The sequence below is a fragment of the Paenibacillus sp. JNUCC 35 genome (genome assembly GCF_058269095.1).
In genome coordinates this window covers 2847535-2867090 of the sequence record NZ_CM177771.1, presented here as the reverse complement: position 1 = coordinate 2867090, position 19556 = coordinate 2847535, and the positions used below count along the sequence as shown (strand labels likewise).

Here is a 19556-nt window from a genome sequence, read left to right as displayed (position 1 = left end):
CCTGGATTTTAAACATCTCCGCGTGATCCGTACCGGCATATCAGCCGCGCTTAATTCGACTGCATGTTATACAGCTTCGCGTACGTCCCTCCCTGTCTCATAAGCGTCTCATGAGTTCCCTCCTCGGCGATTCCCTGTTCCGTAAGCACAACAATCCGGTCGGCATTCCGGATCGTGGACAACCGGTGGGCAATGATTAAGGCCGTGCGGTTTCGGGCCAGCGTCTCCAAACTGTGTTGAATGATCTTCTCGCTTTCGTTGTCGAGAGCGGAAGTGGCTTCATCGAAGATCAGGATGGCCGGGTTTCTCAAAATAATGCGGGCGATGCTGATGCGTTGTTTCTGTCCGCCCGAAAGCTTGCTTCCCCGCTGGCCGACAAAAGCTTCATAAGCCCCCGGTAAATCCGTAATGAATTCATGAGCATGCGCCAGTTTGGCGGCAGCTATAATTTCCTCATCGGTTGCGTCCGGTTTCCCGTACCTAATATTGTCGCGTACGGTGCCCGCGAATAAATAAACGTCCTGCTGCACAATTCCGATTTGGCTGCGCAGCGATTTTAGCTCCACATCTTTAATGTTCAGATCGTCCACGTATACGTGTCCTTCACAGGGATCGTAGAAGCGGGGAATCAATTGACAAAGGGTCGTTTTCCCCACACCGGACGAACCGACCAGGGCAACGGTTTCACCGGGAAACACGGTTAAGTTTAAATGACTGAACACGGGGGAATTGTCGCCCGAATACCGGAAACCAACGTTTTCGAATCGGATTTTTCCGCGGACCCGATTTAACGTGACTGCGTCTTCCGAGTCGGTGATATCGGGTTTTATCGAGAGGATTTCAACAAACCGCTCGAAACCCGCCGCCCCGTTTTGCAGATTTTGCGTAAAGTTAACCAGTCTTTTTACCGGATCGGTGATGGTGTTTATATACAGCAGAAAAGTAATCAATTCCGTCAAGAGAAGCATGTTATTGCTGATGAGAAGCGCACCCGCGACAACGACCGCTATATTCATCAAGGACATGAATGAAGTCAACCCGTTGAAAAATAAAGCCTCGGCTTTATAGCCTTTTTTTCTGCTCCCGAGGAACAGCTCGTTGCTGGCTTTGAATTTGGCGGTCTCAATCTCTTCGTTGGCGAAAGACTGGACGACGCGAACGCCGGCAAGACTATCTTCCAGCTGAGCGTTAAGATCTCCGATTCGTTCGTTGTTCCTTTTCAGCGCTTCTTTTACCTTGATACTGTAGCGGTAAGCAAACAGGACCATAAACGGCAGAATCCCTAACAGAGTCATGGCCAGTACGGGGTTCAGCAGCCACAAAATAAGCGCCGATCCCGCGATTCTTACGAACGAGATGACCAGATCCTCCGGACCATGGTGCGCAAGTTCGGATATGTTAAACAAATCATGGGTGGCGCGGGACATAAGCTGACCGGTAGCTGTATTGTCATGAAAGCTGAACGGAAGACTTTGAACATGCCGAAACAAGTCGTTTCGCATATCCGCCTCCATCGCCGCGCCCATCGCATGTCCGTAATAGTCCGTATAAAAGCTACTTCCATACTCAACCGCCATCAGAAATAAAAAAACGGCAATCATTTTGACAAGAAGCGCAGCGGCGATCCCCTCCTCGCTGATCGCGCTCGAGGTCATGAAATGGACCAGCATCGGAAAGGCAAGCGCGCACATGGAAGCAAGCGCCGCAAATATCAAATCGGCAAACAGTACCTTTCTATAAGGCTTATAATAAGTCACGAACCTTTTTATCATTTTCACCCGGATACCTCCGCATAGTTTGGATTGCACGGCCGGTTTTTCCGGCACAATCGGCATACTTTCTAGTTTTGGCTATCGGATAAAATGTCATGGTTATCACTCCCGTTTTTTTATTAGGATATCATTACTGAAGTCCGACAAACAAAGGGTTAATCGGTTTGCAGTTGTTTTTTACAGGTTCTTTTTAGATCGTTTTATTCATAAAAAAAAGATGCCCTCACATTTCAGTTAGGACCTCTTTGGGAATGTTGATGTGTATCAAGAATGAACGCTATCTAGACTCGGGGCACCGGGTTCCGAATGACCGAACGTCAAACGACCGGGACTGGCGTTCCCCACTCGACTGGAATTTATAGTATGCTAAACCGTAAGAGAGGAGATGGATTATGGACAAACAACTGATCATCGGCGACGCAGCACATGAACTGACTAATACGCGCCGCATTCTGGAACGCTTGCCCGAGGAGCATATGTCGTGGAAGCCCCACGAGAAATCGATGACGCTCGGCGGGCTGGCCACGCACCTGATCAACTTGCTGAACTGGCAAATCGCGATTTATCAGTACCCGGAGTTTGATCTTTCGACCCTGCCGCTGCGGCGGGAGCCTTTGGAAAAACGCGCTGACATTCTGGAAGAGTTCGACGCGAACGTTGACAAGTTTCAAAAGCTGCTCGCCGAATGCGACGTGAGAACGCTCGGCGAGGAATGGACGCTGCGCAACGGCAGCCATGTCATCCTCCGCGAGCCGCGGGTGATCGCGCTCCGCACTTTCGGATTAAGCCACATGGTCCACCACCGGGCGCAGCTCGGGGTATACTTGCGGCTTCTCGATATTCCGGTGCCTGGCTTTTACGGTCCGTCGGCCGATGAGGAAGCCCGATAAACTAAGTTTCTCGATCCCATAACGGCCGCTTGCTGTATGTAATCGTTCCGTAAAGCGTCAAGTAGCCCCCGCCCCTAATAAAGCGGGAGTTATTTGACGCTTCCATTCATGCAGTGCGGTGTTTTGCCAGCATCAGCCGCCTTGACTAGTTATTTCTACTGTCTTATCAAAATATTGGCGGGGCTCCTTATGCAACCGCGCTCCCACTCTATTGACACATAAATTTTTTAGTTCTAAAATAAATTCATCCCATACGCACTACGAAAGGAGGCAGCCGGTTCAGGCCACTGACAGAAGGCTTGAAGCGGCATTCATATGCGAATTGCCGAAGGTATTGAGATGTTGGGACTGCAACTGGGACCGATGACGATTCATCCCGTTGTCGTGTTCGATCAGGAATCCTGGACGCTGATCGACACAGGCATGCCGGGGTCCGCTCCGGCCATTATGGAGCTGGCGAGACAAGCAGGCACCGGAGATCTGCCGCTTCGCACCATCATTTTAACGCACCAGGACATCGACCACATCGGGGGACTGCCCGGCATCTTGGCTGCTACCGGCGGCTCGGCCCCCGTCCTCGCCCATCCCGGCGACGAAGGCGCCATTAACGGCACGCAGCCGATGCTGAAAATGACGCCGGAACGGCTGGCCGGGTTCCTCGAGCAGGTGCCCGCAGACGTCCGGGAGCAGTTCGAGCGGACGTTCCTGAATCCGTCGCACCCGAACGTGGACCGGACATTTGCCGACGGAGAGACACTGCCTTACGGCGGAGGATTAACCGTTATCCATACTCCGGGGCACACGCCCGGCCATGTCAGCCTGTACCATGCGCCCAGCAAAACGCTGATTGCCGGAGACGCCATGACCGCGAAGAACGGTGAATTGATGGGACCTAATCCTGCGAATACGCCTGACATGGGGCAAGCACTGGAGTCACTGAAGAAGTTCGCGGCCTTCGACATTGATCGGGTAGTCTGTTACCACGGCGGTCTCGTTCAGGACGGTGTCAACGAAAACATCGCACGAGTGGCTGAACGGGCATAACCGATTTTGCGGCAGCCCATCGGGCGGGAATTTGTCACAAAGCACGGCTTCTCCCGCTTGATCGCCGGACGATATTCCGCCTACCACACGATAAGAAACAATCTACTTTCGATATAAAAAGCAGGGATTAACTTAGCGGCCGCTAAATTACTCCCTGCTCTTTTTTATTTACAGAAAAACTTTAAAGCTCGCTTGAAGCTTGGACAACCAGAGGAACCAGAAGCCCGGAATCAAACGTGTCCCCTTTACGCAGCTTCAACGTTTTTCTTTCCGGAGGACCGTCAAACATTCCTTCGGGCAGCTGGAGATCGGTGGCGTTAAAGATCGTAAAGCTCACCGCATCTTTGGAAGTCGAAATGACGGCGGCGTATTTTCCATTTTTCAGAAAATGCGGCTTCTTGTACTGAATCCGTTCCGCCACATCGGGGATGGCCTGGTGAACGACCTCACGCAGCCCGGCGGACAGTTCTTTCTGCCATTGTTCCTTCAACGCTTCAATGAAATCGGTTACTTCCTGGTTCGTGAGGGTCATATTTTTCTCTCCTTTAGGTATGTTTCAGCATATCGAGCTGATTTTTCAAATCGGCTTCCAAGACCCGATTCATCGGTTCTTTTGCCCGATTGGATTGCTCAGTGAGCTCTCGGACTTCAATACCGAAAGTCCCGAGTCCCGGCGGAACCGGCATCTGTCGCGCCCAGTTCACGGCCTCCCCTTCGGAATTCACCTCAATGAGTGTGTAGCCCGCCAAAAGCCCTTGCCCGGTTTGAAAAGGCCCCGTCTCGAATTCAGGCTCCTCTCCATCCGGCGAATAGCCTATCCGGATTCCGCTGGAGCTCGGCTGCAGCTCTTCCGCAGCAAGCAGTACACCGGCCTCTGCCAGTGACTTGCGGTACGCAGCCAACGCTTCGGCGTATTCCCGGCCGGGTTTTACGCCTGCCTCCGAATAACTTGTCGCTTTTACAATCAGCATAAATCGCATCCCCGTCTCCTCCTCGCGGGAAGAATACTTGCGGCAGTTTCCTACGCAGCTCTTCCCCTTATTAGGACAACGAACGGGAAGCCTTGCAATCGACAAGCCGGCACAAAATTATTCCGCGGCATCCGTCCTGCACTCAGCGGCCCGGCTCAGCAAGAGATCCCGTTCCCGGGCATTGCGCGTCATGGTAGCCGCCCGCTCAAACTCCGCACGGGCTTCTTCCAGCCGTCCGAGCTTGACCAGAAGGTCGCCGCGGACGCTCGGCAGCAGATGGTATCCTTTCAGAGCAGGCTCGCCGCTCAACTCGTCGACAATCTGCAGCCCGAAGGCCGGACCGAACGCCATAGCGATGGCGACGGCCCGGTTCAGCTCGACAATCGGCGACGGCGCAGCTCTTGACAGCGCTTCGTAAAGCGCCGCGATCAGGATCCAATCGGTCTCGGCCGGGTGAAGCGCCTCCGCATGGCAGGCGGATATGGCAGCCTGCAGCGCATAAGGACCGAGCGGGCGTCCGAGCTTCCGGCTGCGTTCGAGTGCCGCCAAACCCCGCCGTATCAGCAGGCGGTCCCACTGCGCGCGGTTCTGGTCCATCAAGAGGACGGGTTCGCCCGCTGCGCCAATCCGCGTTCGAAACCGCGAAGATTGAATTTCCATCAGGGCGACCAGTCCATGGACCTCCCCTTCCCCCGGAGCGATCTCGGCCAGCACGCGTCCCAGTCTCAACGCCTCCTGGCACAGCAGCGGCCGGATCCAGTCCTCCCCCGACGTTGCGGAATAGCCTTCATTAAACATCAGGTAAATCACCTCGAGTACGGCCGACAAACGTTCCTTGAGCGCTTCTCCGGCCGGCACCTCAAAAGGTATTTTCTCCGTGCTTAACGTTTTTTTGGCTCGTACGATCCGCTGGGCAACCGTTGACTCCGCAGACAGGAAAGAACGGGCGATTTCATCCGTGGTAAGCCCGCATAACAGCCGGAGCGTCAGCGCGACTCGGGCTTCCCACGACAGCACCGGATGGCAGGTCATAAAGATCAGACGGAGGAGATCGTCGCCGATCTCCCCGTCCAGTGTGGGATTGAGGTCTTCCTCCGTATACAAATCCATGCTTTGGGCCATTTCGGCGTATTTCCGGTCACGCACCTTCGTTCTTCGCAGGAGGTCAATCGCACGCCGCTTCGCCGTCGTCATCAGCCAGGCCCCGGGATTGTCCGGAATCCCGGAAAGGGGCCATTTCTCCAGCGCGATTACGAGAGCATCCTGGGCGAGATCCTCTGCGAGTCCTACGTCCCTCACCATACGCGTCAGTCCCGCGATAAGTTTGGCCGATTCGATACGCCATATCGCATCGATCGTCCGGTGTGCGGAAGACTGCGTCACGCTTTCTTCTGCTCCTCAACCTGCCTGCGGAGCGATTTTTCCTTCTCGGCCGTCTCGGGATTACTCATCAGATCTTCCACCTCAAACACCTGTCTCAGCTCGATCTCGCCTTGTCCATATCCGTGCGGATCCGGCATACGCATAGCCCACTCGATAGCTTCTTCTCTCGTTTTGACTTCAATAAGCGTGTAGCCCGCAATCATTTCTTTCGCCTCGGTGAACGGTCCGTCCACCACCTTCGGTTTGCCTCCGGGTTCCGGATAGGAAATCCGGATTCCGCTCGAGCTTGGCTGCAGGCCGTCGGCGGCCAGCAGAACGCCCGCTTTTACCAATTCTTCGTTATACTTCTGCATCGCCTCGATAAGCTCTTGGCTGGGCATGACCCCTGCCTCGGAATCCGTCGTCGCTTTAACAATCATCATAAATCTCATCGGTATATTCCTCCTCTTTTTCGTGAACCTTCACTTATACGACGAATGGGTATACGAACGATCGACAACCGGATCATTTTTCGTTTTCTATTTTTCATTTTCGATTTCTCACGTTAACTTTGGTTACTAAGTTTCGGCGGAAGCAAGTCTAGTTCCTGCCATTCGGAAATATAGGTCACATTCCGGACACTACCCTTCCCCCGATTGCCTGCCAGCTGCAAATCGAACTTTACTGTTTTCCTGTAAAAAACGCCGAAAGTTCCGCTGAAATTAACTTTGCGGGGAGCTTTTTCGTATGGCCGAGTCCTTTCTTGCTGAGCAGCCGCGCATTGGGAAGGGCATGAGCGAGCGCTTGCGCGCCATGACGCAGACCCGCCGGACTTTCCGTGCCTTCAAGCACAAGAACAGGCAGCGTGACGGAGCGCCATAATTCGGCTGGCAATGGCGTTCCTTCCATATAGCCGTCGAGCAGGGCGGCATCGTAAGGGAGCGTATGAGCAACGGCCACTAGGTTTGACCAGACACCCGGCATCAGCTTCATCATGCCGACCACGAACGAAGGCGCGCCCATGCCCTGAGTCATAAAATATTTGATGGCCTCGGCACGACGTCCGGCGGCAATTAGCTCGCTTACATGCGCCGTAAAATTGTGCGGCGGCTTCCGATCGGCCGGGTCGACCACAAACGGGGGTTCATGCAAAGCCAATTTGGCGATGCCCGCCCCGCTCGCCGCCGCCTGCAGGGCAAGGACCGCTCCGGAAGACAATCCCCAGACGAAAGCGGAACCGCCGGCTTCGTCAATAACGGCCTGCAGATCCTCGATTTCGCGTTCGATGGCATAGGGCTGTTTGTCTCCGCTGTCGCCTCTTCCCCGCCGGTCGTAGTTGTACACCGTGAATTGCCCGGACAGCAGCTCGGCCAGCTGCACCTGTCCCGGAAATTTGCGGTAGCTGAACGCTCCGGTCACGAGAATAAGCGCCGGGCCTTGCCCTGTCTTGTCGTAAACGATTTTTGTGCCGTCTTTTGAAATTACCGAGTCCATCCTAAATGTCTCCTTTTCTGCTGAACGGATTATTTAGCTATCTTAAAACGGAACGCTGTTTTTGGAAAGTACTGGACAATGCAGGCGGGTGTCTTTCCAACGTGCCTGTCTTCAACCGCTTCTTTCTCCACCGCTTTCTTTCCCGCTTTTCTTTAGGTTTGGTTTGGCTCACATCTTAGCTTCACCAACCGCCTTCTATTAAGACGACGAAGCGCAAACGGCAAAATCGACAACCCCTGCCAAAAAAGAAAATTATTTTTTGCTTCATATAATCCGCATCTCCGCAACAAAAAAAGAAAGCCTTTCCGGCTTTCTTTCAAGTTCGTTTATTTTGCCCCCAATCGTTTCTTAGTCAGACGGCATCCGCTTCCCGCTGGTGGTCGTAGTAGCTGGCAGGGAGCATTTTAAACAGGCGTATATAAAGGAGAGAACTGAGGATGGTAACCAAAAAAATAAATCCGAACACCACTAGCGGAGGAAACCAGGCCGAGAACAAAACCGTAACGGGCGCAATCAGCCTGCCGATCGAAAACTGAAGACCCGATGCCCCCATATACCGGCCTCTGGCATGGTCCGGCGCATATTTGCTGATGAAGCTTTCCGTAACCGGGCTGCGTGACAGCTCTCCAATCGTGAAAATAACCGTGAAAATCAGCAGCAGCCATATTTGTGTCGTGAACCCGAACATAAACATTCCCGCTCCGAACAGCAGGGAAGACAGGATAAGGACGTTGCGTTCCGGCCATGTTTCAAACCATTTCGTTACCGGCATCACAAACAGGACGAACAATAGGCCGTTGAGACCGAGGATCAAACCGAATGCCTGCGAACTGCTGAGGGAAAAGCTCCAATCCCGGATGGTCAGCAGCTTCTGCGCCGGTACGTATTCGGTCACGTACACCGCCAGGTACATATCGAGCTGCATAAAGGCGATCGTAACCAGAACGCCTGCGGCGATGTAGAGAGCAAATAGTTTATCCCGGAAAATGACGCCGTAGCTGCTCACCTGCTCCTTCAAAATTCCGGACAGTCTCATGCTTTGCCGGGCTGCTCCGGCCGCGGCCGGCAGCGTCTCCTTGATCATCAGCAGGATGGCCAGCGAATACAGCAGCGTGACAGCGGTGCAGGTCCAGAGCAGCTCTTGCCGGTACTGGAAAAAGAAGACCGAACCGAGCGCGGGTCCGAACACGGCCCCGATGTTCCTTCCGGTCACAAAAGTGGCATAGACCATCCGCCTGTCTTTGGGTGGCGTCACATCCGCCACCATGGCCGAACTGGCCGGATTATAGATGGCTCCCCCGAGGCCGATGCCGATGTAAGCGAAATAGTCCAGCCAGTGGGATGAAGATAACGCAAACACGGCAAACATCGAAGCTTGCATAAACGCGCCAAGCAGCATGGCCGGCCTTCTGCCCAGGCGGTCCGACAAAAAACCGCCGAACAAGCCGCCAGCCAGGCTGAATATAGGCGGTACAGCCATCAGCACGCTGGCAACGGATTTGCCGAACGCTTCGCTGAAAAACAAGGTGATGAAAGGGAAATACATCCAAAAAAGCAGATTGAACACGGTATCGCCTGTTAATCTGATTTTCAGATTCAGATCCCATTTGAGCCAATTCATGTGAAATAATCCTCCTGATTCTTACTGGATAGGAGCTAAATTACCATGAACAGGGAATTTTTACAACCCTATATTTCCACAGGATTTTCTCATCCACGCCGATTTGCTTAAAAAGCAAGAAAGCAGCGTCCGCACGATGCGGTCGACTGCTTTCTTGGATTAAACGGGAACGTTCGCCCTATCACGCATTTGCAATTGATACATCTGGTAGTAGATGCCCCGCTGCCGCATCAATTCGTCGTGACTGCCGCGTTCCGCGATTTGGCCTCGGTCCATCACTAGAATGAGGTCCGCATGATGGATGGTAGACAACCGGTGGGCAATGACAAACGTAGTTCTTCCTTTCTTCAACACTTCCAGTGCCGATTGGATCATCCCTTCGGTCTCCGTGTCGATGTTGGACGTTGCCTCATCCAGGATAAGGACAGGCGTGTTGTAGGCGAGTGCCCTTGCAAACGAAATCAGCTGCTTCTGCCCGACCGATAAGGTGCTTCCTTTTTCAATCACGGGTTCATCCAATCCATTGGGCAAATGTTGAAGCACGCGCTGGGCTCCGACCGCTCTTAGCGAATCCTCGATCAACTCACGGCTGATGGCCGGATTGTCCAAACTGATATTGCTGGCAATGGTGCCTGTGAACAAGAAGGGTTCCTGTAGAACGATGCCGATCTGTTTCCTTACTTGCTGCCTGGAAAGGGTGTGGATATTGTGCCCGTCAATCGTAACGGTTCCCTTTTGCAGCTCGTAAAATCTCAGCAGTACGTTCATGATGGAACTTTTCCCCGATCCCGTATGCCCGACGAATGCGATCGTCTGTCCCTGCTTCGCCTCGAAAGAAATATCTCGGAGAACGTAATGATCGTCCGAATAGGCAAAGGAAACGTTCTCGAATTTTACGTTCCCTTTCATTCTCGGCGTTTCCTCGTCTACGACATCCGAACCTTCCTCTTCCATCAGCCTGAAAACCCGTTCGGCCGAAACGAGGGAATGATTCAGCTGAGCCAGTTGATTCACCATTCCCACCAGAGGCTGGAATAAGCGTTCCACATATTCCACAAAGGCATAAATCATGCCAAAGGTGAAAACGGATGGATGGCTCAAACCGGCGCCGCCGAAATACCAGATGATTGCGGCGAGAGCGAGACTTCTGAGAACCGTAACCAGATTATTGGAGGTGAGCGCTTTTAAGGTAAGCAGTTTATTGGAATACGTAAAGTAACGTACATTTTTATCCTCAAATTCCTGCCGCACGGTGCGCTGCCGGGAGAACGCGCGAATGACAGGCATACATTGAATGGTTTCGTTGATCAATCCGTTGATATCGCTCAATGTGGAGCGGATGGTTTGGCTGTACTTGGATGCAAATTTCTGATAAAGGTAAATCCAGCCTGCAAGGGCAGGAATGATAAGCGTGCAAATAAGCGCAAGCCTAACGTCCAGTATAAAGAGGGCCGTCAAGATTCCGGTGATGTAGACGGCTCCGGTGAAAAAATTTCTCAATACGGTAACAAACAATTCTTTCACGGCTTCGGTATCGTTGGTTACGCAAGATACGATCCGGCCGGCCGGTATTCGATCGAAGTACGGAATGGGAATCCGGTGGATTTGCTTTAGAACATCTACCCGCATTTTTTGGATGACACGGTTGGAAGAGACTTGCAAGGCATACGTTTGACCGTATTCGAGCAAGCTGGCTGCCCCTACGAGTCCGAAATAAAGAAGGATCAAGTTGACGATCTTCCCCAATTCCGGTTCATAAAAGCGAAACAAGTCGCGCGTGGAGAGAATATCGGCCGGATAAGTCCCGGTTTCCGCATTTCGCTTGATGATGAGTTGTTCGCCTTGTACAAGGCGTTCACCGTCCACCTTCACGGCTTCCGGAACAAATACGAACTGCCGCTGCACCTGGAGAATGCGGACCTCTTGTCCTCTCTCTTCCTGCTCGTGAAAATAATCGCCTCTTTTGTAATACTTCCCTTTATAAGGCACGGCATTTTCCCCGGGTTCCCGTGTTTCGTACCAAGGTTTTTCAATCCCCAGAATATGTTGGTCGATTAACTGTTTGGCGATAAGCGGTCCGGACAATTCCGCCGCTACCATCAGCAAGAGAAGACAAAGCGCCCCGATAAACGATTTCTTGTAATAAAGAACATACTTGAACAGTTTCTTTCCTACATTCATAGGATTTTCCACGCTCACTTTAACAAGTTCATTTGCAATTTTTGTGACTCGTATTGTTCTTTATACCAACCGTGGCAGGCAATCAATTGTACATGCGCGCCGCATTGGACGATTCGGCCCTGATCCATTACGACGATGAAATCGGAATGTTCCACGGCGGATAACCGGTGCGTCGAAATGAGCGTCGTACGCCCCTTTCGCTCCGCAATAAGGTTCGCGATTATGCTCGCCTCCGTTTTAGCGTCGACAGCGGATAAAGCGTCATCCAGCAGCAGAATTTCGGGTTCGCAAATGATCGCCCGCGCAAAAGCGATTCTTTGCTTCTGTCCGCCCGACAAGGACACCCCTCTTTCCCCTACCAGGGTATCAATCCCGTCCGGAAGCGTATGAATATCCTGCATAAAGGACGCCAGCTCCAGAGCTCGGAACACTTCCTGGTCGGTCGAGTTCTCCTTGCCGAATCGAACATTTTCTTTGACGGTTTTCGAAAATAGCAGCTGCTCCTGCGGGACATAACCGATCCATTGATTCCAGGCTTCAAGCCGAATGCGTTCCAGCGGGATGCCCGAAACGGTGATTTCGCCCCTGTCTGCCGGATACTCCCTGAGCAGCTGCCTTAACAGGGTAGTCTTGCCGCTTCCTGTCCGGCCGACGATACCGATGGTCTGGCCGCGGTTTATATGCAGCGTGATGTTTTTCAGGTTATCGGTTTGGGAAGACGGATAGCGGAAGCTTACGCGGTGGAATAGCAGGGTATGCGGCAGCGCGATGTTCTCCTCAAGATCTTCCCCATCCCGTACGTCGGGCGGATAGGTCATGATCTCATCCAAACGGTCCAAGGAAGCGCTCCCCCGCTGCATAATATTAATCAGTTCACCGATCGCATACATGGGCCAGATCAGCATGCCCAAATAGACGTTAAACGTGATCAGTTCGCCCAGTGAAATGCGCTGCTGAAAAACCAGATAGGTCCCGTATCCGAGACCGATCAAATAACTGATCCCGATTAACATGCGGATGGTGGGCTCGAATAAAGCTTCGACCCGCGCGATGGCGACATTTTTCCGGAACAGATCTTCCGCCATAATTTCAAATTTTTTCTGATTCGCCTCTTCCCGCACATAAGCTCTAACAACGCGAATACCGGTAATGGTCTCCAGCACTTGATCGTTAAGCGTGCCGAAAGCATCCTGTGCGATCGTAAAACGGCGGTGAAGGTATTTTCCGAAAAAGGTAATGACCGCCGCGATAAGCGGAAGCGGCAAGATGGTGACCAGCATTAAATTCCAGTCGATAAAAAAGCCCATCGTAATCAGGATCGTCGCCGAAAACAAACAGGAATCGACTAAGGTCAAAATGCCGGAACCCGACGTTTCTCCGATGGATTTGATATCGTTGGTCGCCCGGGCCATGAGATCTCCGGTCCGGTACTTTTCGAAAAAGGGCGGTGTCATCTTTAACAGATGGGCCATCAAACGTGAACGCATCTTCAACTGCAGACGGTTCGCTCCGCCGTGCAACTGAAACATCCAAGCGTAATTCAGGGTATAGATGACGACGGCAAGCCCGAGAATAAATCCGATATACTGCGCCAGACTCGCCGGGGTCAGCGTGTTTTGCTGGATATGGTCAAGAGCGGAGCCCAGCAGCAGTGGCGGCAGCATTTCGACCCCGTTTACGAGGACCAGGATGAGCACCGCCAACGTATACCGGATTTTATGCTCTTTAAAAAACCAGCCGAGCCTTACTAAAACAGAAACGATAACGATCACTTCCCTGCTTCCGGATTTCCCGCCTTACACAGGTATCGCGTGTAATCAGACACTCATATTTTCGGCTATTCGTAAAGCGTTGGCCTGGATCGTCAAGGTCGGATTGACCCCGCCCGCAAAAGGCATGAAGGACCCGTCCGCCGCAAACAAATTGTCGATCGTATGGAACCGGCCGAATTTATCGACGACGGACGTCAGCTCATCCGTGCCTGCTCTGCATGTTCCATGCAAATGAGCGCTTCCTAAATAGTAGTAGGAAGGGTTGCATTGTACCTGCTTGGCTCCCATGGCCGTCAAAATTTCTCCGGCCCTCTCGATCATAAAGCTCAGCCGGCGCTTGTCCCATTCATGTGTCTGATAATCAAGGACAATTTTGGGTACCCCCGTGGCTTCTTTATCGTTCGATAACCGGACTTTATTGGTTACCATAGGCTGGTCCGCTATGATACATTCCAATTGAACATACATGCCGCTGCCTTCATGGCCGTAATAGGTCCACGGGTTCGCTTCGTAGATCAGCCCGCCCAGGCCGGAATGGCAATGCGGGTCCTGATAATAATCCGTAATCGAAACGGTGGAGTACAGCCCTTTGAGCGGTTCGTTCAATTGCTCGTAGGGATGATTGTCCACCCAGCCGGATACGTATTCGCTGTTCTTGAAGCTTAATCCCGAGCCGACCAGACCGGATTTGTTCCCTACTCCGTCCGGCCACCATTTGTTCGTTGAACGCAGCACGAGCGCGGCACTTTGGATGGCGTTTCCGGCCAGTACGAATTGTTTCGCTCTGATGTGGAACCGTTCTTTCGTGCCCAAATCCAGGCATTCCAAGGAGTCGATTACGGACGGGTCCGTCTGATGGAACGCCAGAGCCTTCGTATTTTTCATCAGCGTCACATGCTCCAGCTTCAACACGGGCTTCAAAATACGCGTAAAACTGTCCGCTTTGGCGCCGATCGGGCACGCGTAATCCGTGCAGCTGGTTAAGTTGTCGCAGCCCGGATATCCGTTATGATCCGTTGTGTTAACCGCCAGCGGAGTCGGAAACGGATGCAGGCCGAGCTCTTTGCCCGCCTGGTCGATCAGGGCTCCCTGCTGGCTGTAGGAATGAGCCGTTCGGAGCGAACCGGTACCGGCCCTGTTTTTGAACGGATCGGCATTCAAATCCCCGGACACCCCGAGCCACTGTTCAATCTTGTTGTAGTAGGGGTCCAAATCCGAATACCGGATGGGCCACTGGGGGTCCAGGGCATCGGGCGCCACGTAGTCCCTCGCATCGAAGTCGACGTCTTTGTATCGGAACGAGATACCGGCATAAAAAATCGTTCCGCCGCCAACCGCACTGGCAGACCACGGATAGCCGTTATTTCCCCAGGTTCCGTCCGACTCTCTCGCGTAGGCTTTCTCCGCATGGCTCATGACCGAATCTATATTCGTTCCGGGTTCAATGAGTTCGCCTTGTTCCACGATGACGACTTCCAGGCCTTTCTCGGCCAAATACTTGCTGACAACGGAGCCGCCGGCTCCGCTGCCGATCACACATACATCGAATTGCTTGGTCAAGGTGATTCCCCCATACTTGATTATTTCAATTGCCAGGACTAAACGTTCAGCTTAGTAATCTTAGTCACGATCTCATCGGCATGTATCAAATAAGGACCTTCCAAATTCAAATCCAGCGTGCAGTCAAAAAGGGATTCAACCCGCTGTATAATTTCAAAGAAATCCCGCTTATCCACTTCCATCGGTCCCTGTTTGAACGTTTCCACAAGCTCGTCCCCGTCCTCGCCGGTCACACCGGAAATCGCATAGATCACTTGATACAAACAGTTCCGTTCTTTGTTATCCATCCCGTCTCGCCCTCTCTTATCCGGTTGTTTGGAGATGTGAACGGTTGTTCAGGCTCTCCAGGAGAAAACTGCTGCTAGTCGGATCGTAATGAATGATGTGCATCGCCGTATTGCTTGCTTTGATTTGCCATTGCAGGAGCTGTTCGTTCCCTAATCCGAGAAAAAACAGGACGGACAGCTGGATGCTGAAAGCGTGGGTAAAAATGACGATGTTGCACGCTTCTTCGGCATACTTCCGGAACAGATCCTGATAGAACCGCTCGATCCGTTCCCGCTGTACGTCAAGCGACTCCAAGCCCTTTACGATTTCCAAATGAGGCGACCGGATCCGCTGCTCCAGATACAGATCCCACTGCCCCTGCGTAATCGGAGGGATAAAAGACTCCGGTGCTTTCAGCTCGCTCAAACGTTCGTCTTCGATGAAAGGCACGGCCGGAAACCGTCCTTGGAAAATGGCCGCCGTTTCCCTCGCTCTTTTCAAAGGGCTGGAATAAATGACCGACGGCGTCAGAGAAACCGGGTATTCATCCCGAAGCTTCACGGCCTGGCCGATCCCCGCTTCCGTCAGCTCGCAATGAGGATCGTAAACGTCCATAAGAGCGTCGTCCTCCAGAATATTGCAGTGGGCCTGCGCATGACGGATTAAAATCAATCGCATGTTATCTCTCCTTCCGTCGAATTGTTCGCTGCGGTCCCCTAGACCGGATTCGAAATCCCTTCCTTCACCCGGCTGAAATGAATAAAATCCTCCTCGCTGTACATCGAACCCAGTAACACGGCTTTCACGCCGAGTTTATAGTACTCATTCAAATAAGCGGCCACTTGTTCGTAATCCCCGACTAACACGGGACTGTAAATTCCGCCGTTCATGTACCCGCCCATCCAGAAGACTTCATCGTACGTTTCACTCGCTAAAGCCAGTTCGGCCAGCGTCCGCTGCCAGCTTGATTCCGAATTTTTTTTCATCCGGAGCTGGATCGTCCCCTGCCGGTTGCCGGGATAGCGGGCATGAGCGACCTTCCATGCTTCCTCCGCCGATTCTCTGGCAATAATCTCGATTCTTATGGCGCTTTGAACAGCCGATCCCTGCACCTTCTCGCTAAATTGGTGTTTAAAATGTTCCAGCGGTCCCGGATGAGTAACGACGAAATCCGCCGCTTTCAAACCCGTTTCAAGCCCTTCCTCGGAAGAACCGGACATAAATATGCGTGGGAAAAGCTGTTTGTCCGGCAGCGAAGGCTTGAACTCCAAATTATTCAGCTCATAATAGTCGCCTTTGAACGAAACGGGAGAATCGGATTCCAGCAGCAGACGGAGCACCTGAACATATTCGTACAGTTTCTTATAGCGGGACGAATGGTCGATATAGCCCCCGGTTTGCTGGAGTTCGCCGGTAACGGCGCCGGTGATCATATTCAAGTCAATCCGCCGGTTGTACAAATAAGTGAAGCTCTGAATTAATTTGGCCGCCGTATAGGGAGGATACATATAGGGCTGAAGCGCAATTAGAGGAACATGATGTTCCGTATGCTGCATAATAACCGAACTGACTGCCCAGGGGTCCAATACGGAATGGTTAAAAAACGACAGGGACCCGACTATGCCGTAAGCATCGGACAATTGAGCGATTTTGACGGAGCTTTCCATGAATTCTTTTTTGGCGGCATAATGGTTGACGCCTGGAATTTGGCAATAATACTGAATCGTATCCAATGCAATCATCCCCCTGCTTTTCGTATATTGGGCTTTCTATTTGTCCACAAAGAGGAGATTCGATTCTGTCTGCAACTGGGTCGCGACTATATCATCCGCCGTTCCTTTCCGCCTGATCAACTCGTATGAACCGTTCCGTTTGAGAATTTCAATGGGTGTCGGGTGTCCCAGAAAATGAACCGGGCTGAAGCTCAGTCCGTAGGCGCCCGAGTTCAACACACATACGAGGTCGCCCGGATACAAGGCCGGCACATGGACATCCTTCCCCACACAATCCTCGGGCGTACAGAGAGGACCGGCAATGGTGACTTTTTCGAGTTCGCGACGGCCGGAGTTTTCCCTAACGGGAATACATTCCATAGGGTAATTGCTCCGCATACTTCTTCCCCGGAAAGTGGAGGCCGCATGGTGGTGCATTCCCCCGTCTACGATCACAAAAACTTCTCCTTTGGACGCTTTCCGGTAAAGCACCTCGGTTACATACACGGCCGCTTGAGCCAATAAGTATCTTCCGCTTTCGATAATAAAGGTCGTTTGCGGGAACAAGGAATCTCTAGCCTCTTGAACGTAATCGCTGACCGCATCCGTGATTCTGCCGATATCCAGCGCCTTTTCGTGTGAAAAATACGGGACTCCGAACCCTCCGCCAAGATTAATAAATTCACAGACGATTCCGTATCGTTCATAAATGCTTCTGCCTAGATCTACGGTATATTTCATCGACTCGATAATGCTGTCGGTATTCAGATTCTGGGTTCCCGTATAGACGTGTATCCCGATAAATTTGGTGAATTGAAGAGAGCGGATGGCATCAATTACGGTATCCAGCATGGATTCGTCCATTCCGAACTGTCTCGGTACTCCGCCCATTTTAATGGCCGTGCTGCCGAAGCTTTTGTCGGGGTTGATCCGGATCGCGACGCGGGCCGTTTTGTTTTCTTTTTCAGCCAGTTCTTCTATGTAAAGGAGTTCTTCAACGGATTCCGCGATGATGCAGTAAATCCCGCTTTCAATGGCAATCTCAAGCTCGCTTCGCTTCTTCCCCGGTCCCGAGAAAATGATGTTATCGGCTGAAAATCCGGCATGCCTGGCTAAAGCCAGTTCTCCGGCAGATGCAACCTCGACGCCAAGTCCCCACTGCCGGAACAATTTGGCCAGATGAATATTGTTATTCGCCTTTAGGGACAAATAAAACTGAATCGCCGGGTTCGTCCGGCTTCTTAAGTGCCGGTAATGCGTTTCGATAAAATCGCCGTCATACAAATAAAAAGGAGTCTCAAACCTTCTCGTTAAGGCCGTGATTTCAGCTTGATCCAGGTTCATCCGCAAGTCCCCTTCCTTCTTCATGACTTAATGAACAGCCGTTGTCATTTTCGTGTTCAGCTCGTCAAGCAGGCTTCGGGCCTTTTTCAGCTGTTCGGAATTGTGGGCAGAGACTAACACAAAGAGCTTATAGGTGTTTTTAAAGGCTCCCGAAGCCTTGCAGAAATTGTATAGATCGATTTGGACCGGTAAATCGCGGGTCACTTCCGAGAGATCGTTTACGTAATCTTCATAATTCAGATCCGCCCTGGAATTAAACACCAGCACCCTGCTTTCGACAAACTCATAACGCTTCTTCTGTTCGATAACCAAAGGAAGAATATAGGTGACCTGAGTGAGCCTGGCGTTAATCTCGATAACCGGAATCAGTTCTCCGTTCGTATCGATGATCGAATCTATCCCAAGCACGCCGGTATACCCCATCTGCCGTATCAGTTCTCCTGCCCGTAAAATTTCTTCGCGATATTCGGCCGCTTCCGTTTGCGATAAGGCAGGCGTAAAATTCGTTCCTTTGTAGACACCGTTCAGGTCTACGATTTGCTCGGTGACGGCCAGAAGATGGACTTCATATTCGGAAATGAAAAGCTGAGACGTCAGGCTGAGACGGTGGGGATGCCAGCCTTCCAGGAGCAGGTCGACGTTTGTCTGGCGGTTTTGAATATAATTCAGCAAAAAACGGAAATTCCGTTCGTTGTCGATGACTTTAAGACCTTTACCCGACGAACCGTATGGAACTTTTAACACGCATTTGGAAAAGCCGGCGGAAATGAGCTGATCGTAGGCATGCTCCAAGCTCTCGATATCGCTGCAGAAATAACCGGTTGTGACGTTGAACCCGTTCCTCTCCATCAGTCTTCTCGTGTTGAACTTGTGGTTGATTTCCCGGCAGACCGCCAAATCCGGCGCAATGATATCCATGTGCGGATACCGCCGCTTCAGCTCAAGCAGTTGATCCGAAACAATGAACGGGATAATCGTATAACGCGCAAGATCAGGCACCTGCGAAAGTTCGTCGCAACAAATTATCGACGGCAAGGAGAGGTGGCTCTCTTTCCAATAATCGAGAAAGGCTTGCTCCGGCATCGTATGAAAAAATACCGTGTCCTGCGGCCTCGCCAGAAAGAGAAGCTGATGCTCCTGCTGCACGACAATCTTCTCGGATTGAGGGTCCTTGACGGAGGGAAAGTAATTCGACGCCTGGCTGTCCTGGTCTTCGCCGATATTCATGTACCACAGGATTTGTTTGCCGTTCAGACGATAATAATCCAACGGGTGAGTGAACTTCATAGGGTTCCCTCAAGTTTATCCGTCACATGTTCCGTAATTTTCAGCACCGTTGAAAAATTTTCTACGATCAGTTCGTCGTCGTTAAACGTGATACCGAATTGGCTTTCCAGACTGACGATCAGATTCACGGCGGTTACCGAGTCCAAGCCAAGCAGAAACAAATCGGTTTCCGGGGTAATGGATTCCTTCGTCTGTAGAATTTCATTCACACAGGATACAACTTGAGCGGTCCGAACGTTTTCCTGAGTTTCTAAAGACATCACATTCAACTCCTTCTGT

18 protein-coding genes are annotated in these 19556 nt (G+C 51.9%); 2 read left to right on the top strand and 16 right to left on the bottom strand.

Annotated elements, in window-relative coordinates; genetic code table 11:
* Positions 1-50 precede the first annotated feature (50 nt).
* Positions 51-1778 (bottom strand): ABC transporter ATP-binding protein, encoded by a 1728-nt coding sequence (locus AC2TF6_RS13050; RefSeq protein WP_491311379.1) that lies wholly within the window; start codon positions 1776-1778, stop codon positions 51-53.
* Between the two features lie 386 nt (positions 1779-2164).
* Here AC2TF6_RS13050 and AC2TF6_RS13045 point away from each other — a divergent pair, with 386 nt between their 5' ends.
* Positions 2165-2662 (top strand): DinB family protein, encoded by a 498-nt coding sequence (locus tag AC2TF6_RS13045; RefSeq protein ID WP_491311378.1) that lies wholly within the window; start codon positions 2165-2167, stop codon positions 2660-2662.
* A 339-nt stretch (positions 2663-3001) separates the two neighbouring features.
* Complete coding sequence (locus AC2TF6_RS13040; RefSeq protein WP_491311377.1) at positions 3002-3706, top strand: MBL fold metallo-hydrolase; 705 nt, start codon at positions 3002-3004, stop codon at positions 3704-3706.
* A gap of 181 nt (positions 3707-3887) precedes the next feature.
* On the opposite strand, the gene AC2TF6_RS13035 is transcribed toward AC2TF6_RS13040, so the two are convergent.
* The 15 genes from AC2TF6_RS13035 to AC2TF6_RS12965 all read right to left on the bottom strand — a co-directional run bounded on the left by AC2TF6_RS13035 (position 3888) and on the right by AC2TF6_RS12965 (position 19537).
* Positions 3888-4238, bottom strand: coding sequence for a DUF1801 domain-containing protein (locus AC2TF6_RS13035; protein WP_491311376.1), 351 nt, complete (start codon positions 4236-4238; stop codon positions 3888-3890).
* 13 nt (positions 4239-4251) lie between these two features.
* A complete protein-coding gene (locus tag AC2TF6_RS13030) occupies positions 4252-4686 on the bottom strand; it encodes a YciI family protein (protein ID WP_491311375.1) in 435 nt (144 codons plus the stop codon).
* 108 nt (positions 4687-4794) lie between these two features.
* On the bottom strand, positions 4795-6060 hold the full coding sequence (locus tag AC2TF6_RS13025; protein WP_491311374.1) for an RNA polymerase sigma factor: 1266 nt from the start codon (positions 6058-6060) through the stop codon (positions 4795-4797).
* On the bottom strand, positions 6057-6491 hold the full coding sequence (locus AC2TF6_RS13020) for a YciI family protein (RefSeq protein ID WP_326050224.1): 435 nt from the start codon (positions 6489-6491) through the stop codon (positions 6057-6059). Before AC2TF6_RS13020 ends, AC2TF6_RS13025 begins: the two co-directional genes overlap by 4 nt.
* A 229-nt stretch (positions 6492-6720) precedes the next feature.
* Positions 6721-7533, bottom strand: coding sequence for an alpha/beta fold hydrolase (locus AC2TF6_RS13015; protein WP_491311373.1), 813 nt, complete (start codon positions 7531-7533; stop codon positions 6721-6723).
* Positions 7534-7885: 352 nt separating this feature from the next.
* Positions 7886-9154 (bottom strand): MDR family MFS transporter, encoded by a 1269-nt coding sequence (locus AC2TF6_RS13010; protein WP_491311372.1) that lies wholly within the window; start codon positions 9152-9154, stop codon positions 7886-7888.
* Positions 9155-9313: 159 nt separating this feature from the next.
* The gene (locus AC2TF6_RS13005; protein ID WP_491311371.1) at positions 9314-11335 is read right to left on the bottom strand and encodes an ABC transporter ATP-binding protein; all 2022 of its coding nucleotides are present in this window, start codon (positions 11333-11335) and stop codon (positions 9314-9316) included.
* Between the two features lie 14 nt (positions 11336-11349).
* The gene (locus tag AC2TF6_RS13000; protein ID WP_491311636.1) at positions 11350-13098 is read right to left on the bottom strand and encodes an ABC transporter ATP-binding protein; all 1749 of its coding nucleotides are present in this window, start codon (positions 13096-13098) and stop codon (positions 11350-11352) included.
* Between the two features lie 54 nt (positions 13099-13152).
* Complete coding sequence (locus tag AC2TF6_RS12995; protein ID WP_491311370.1) at positions 13153-14667, bottom strand: GMC oxidoreductase; 1515 nt, start codon at positions 14665-14667, stop codon at positions 13153-13155.
* A gap of 38 nt (positions 14668-14705) precedes the next feature.
* Complete coding sequence (locus AC2TF6_RS12990) at positions 14706-14954, bottom strand: DUF6137 domain-containing protein (RefSeq protein WP_491311369.1); 249 nt, start codon at positions 14952-14954, stop codon at positions 14706-14708.
* A gap of 16 nt (positions 14955-14970) precedes the next feature.
* Entirely contained in the window at positions 14971-15612 is a 642-nt protein-coding gene (locus tag AC2TF6_RS12985) for a histidine phosphatase family protein (protein WP_491311368.1), read from the bottom strand.
* Between the two features lie 38 nt (positions 15613-15650).
* Positions 15651-16676 carry an LLM class flavin-dependent oxidoreductase gene (locus AC2TF6_RS12980; protein WP_491311367.1) on the bottom strand — a complete coding sequence of 342 codons (1026 nt, stop codon included), beginning with the start codon at positions 16674-16676 and terminating at the stop codon, positions 15651-15653.
* Between the two features lie 27 nt (positions 16677-16703).
* Positions 16704-17990: a type III PLP-dependent enzyme gene (locus AC2TF6_RS12975; protein WP_491311366.1), complete on the bottom strand. Its 1287-nt coding sequence runs from the start codon at positions 17988-17990 to the stop codon at positions 16704-16706.
* 27 nt (positions 17991-18017) lie between these two features.
* Complete coding sequence (locus AC2TF6_RS12970; RefSeq protein ID WP_491311365.1) at positions 18018-19277, bottom strand: ATP-grasp domain-containing protein; 1260 nt, start codon at positions 19275-19277, stop codon at positions 18018-18020.
* Entirely contained in the window at positions 19274-19537 is a 264-nt protein-coding gene (locus tag AC2TF6_RS12965; RefSeq protein WP_491311364.1) for an acyl carrier protein, read from the bottom strand. The genes AC2TF6_RS12970 and AC2TF6_RS12965 overlap by 4 nt, the downstream gene beginning before the upstream one ends.
* Between the last annotated feature and the right edge of the window lie 19 nt (positions 19538-19556).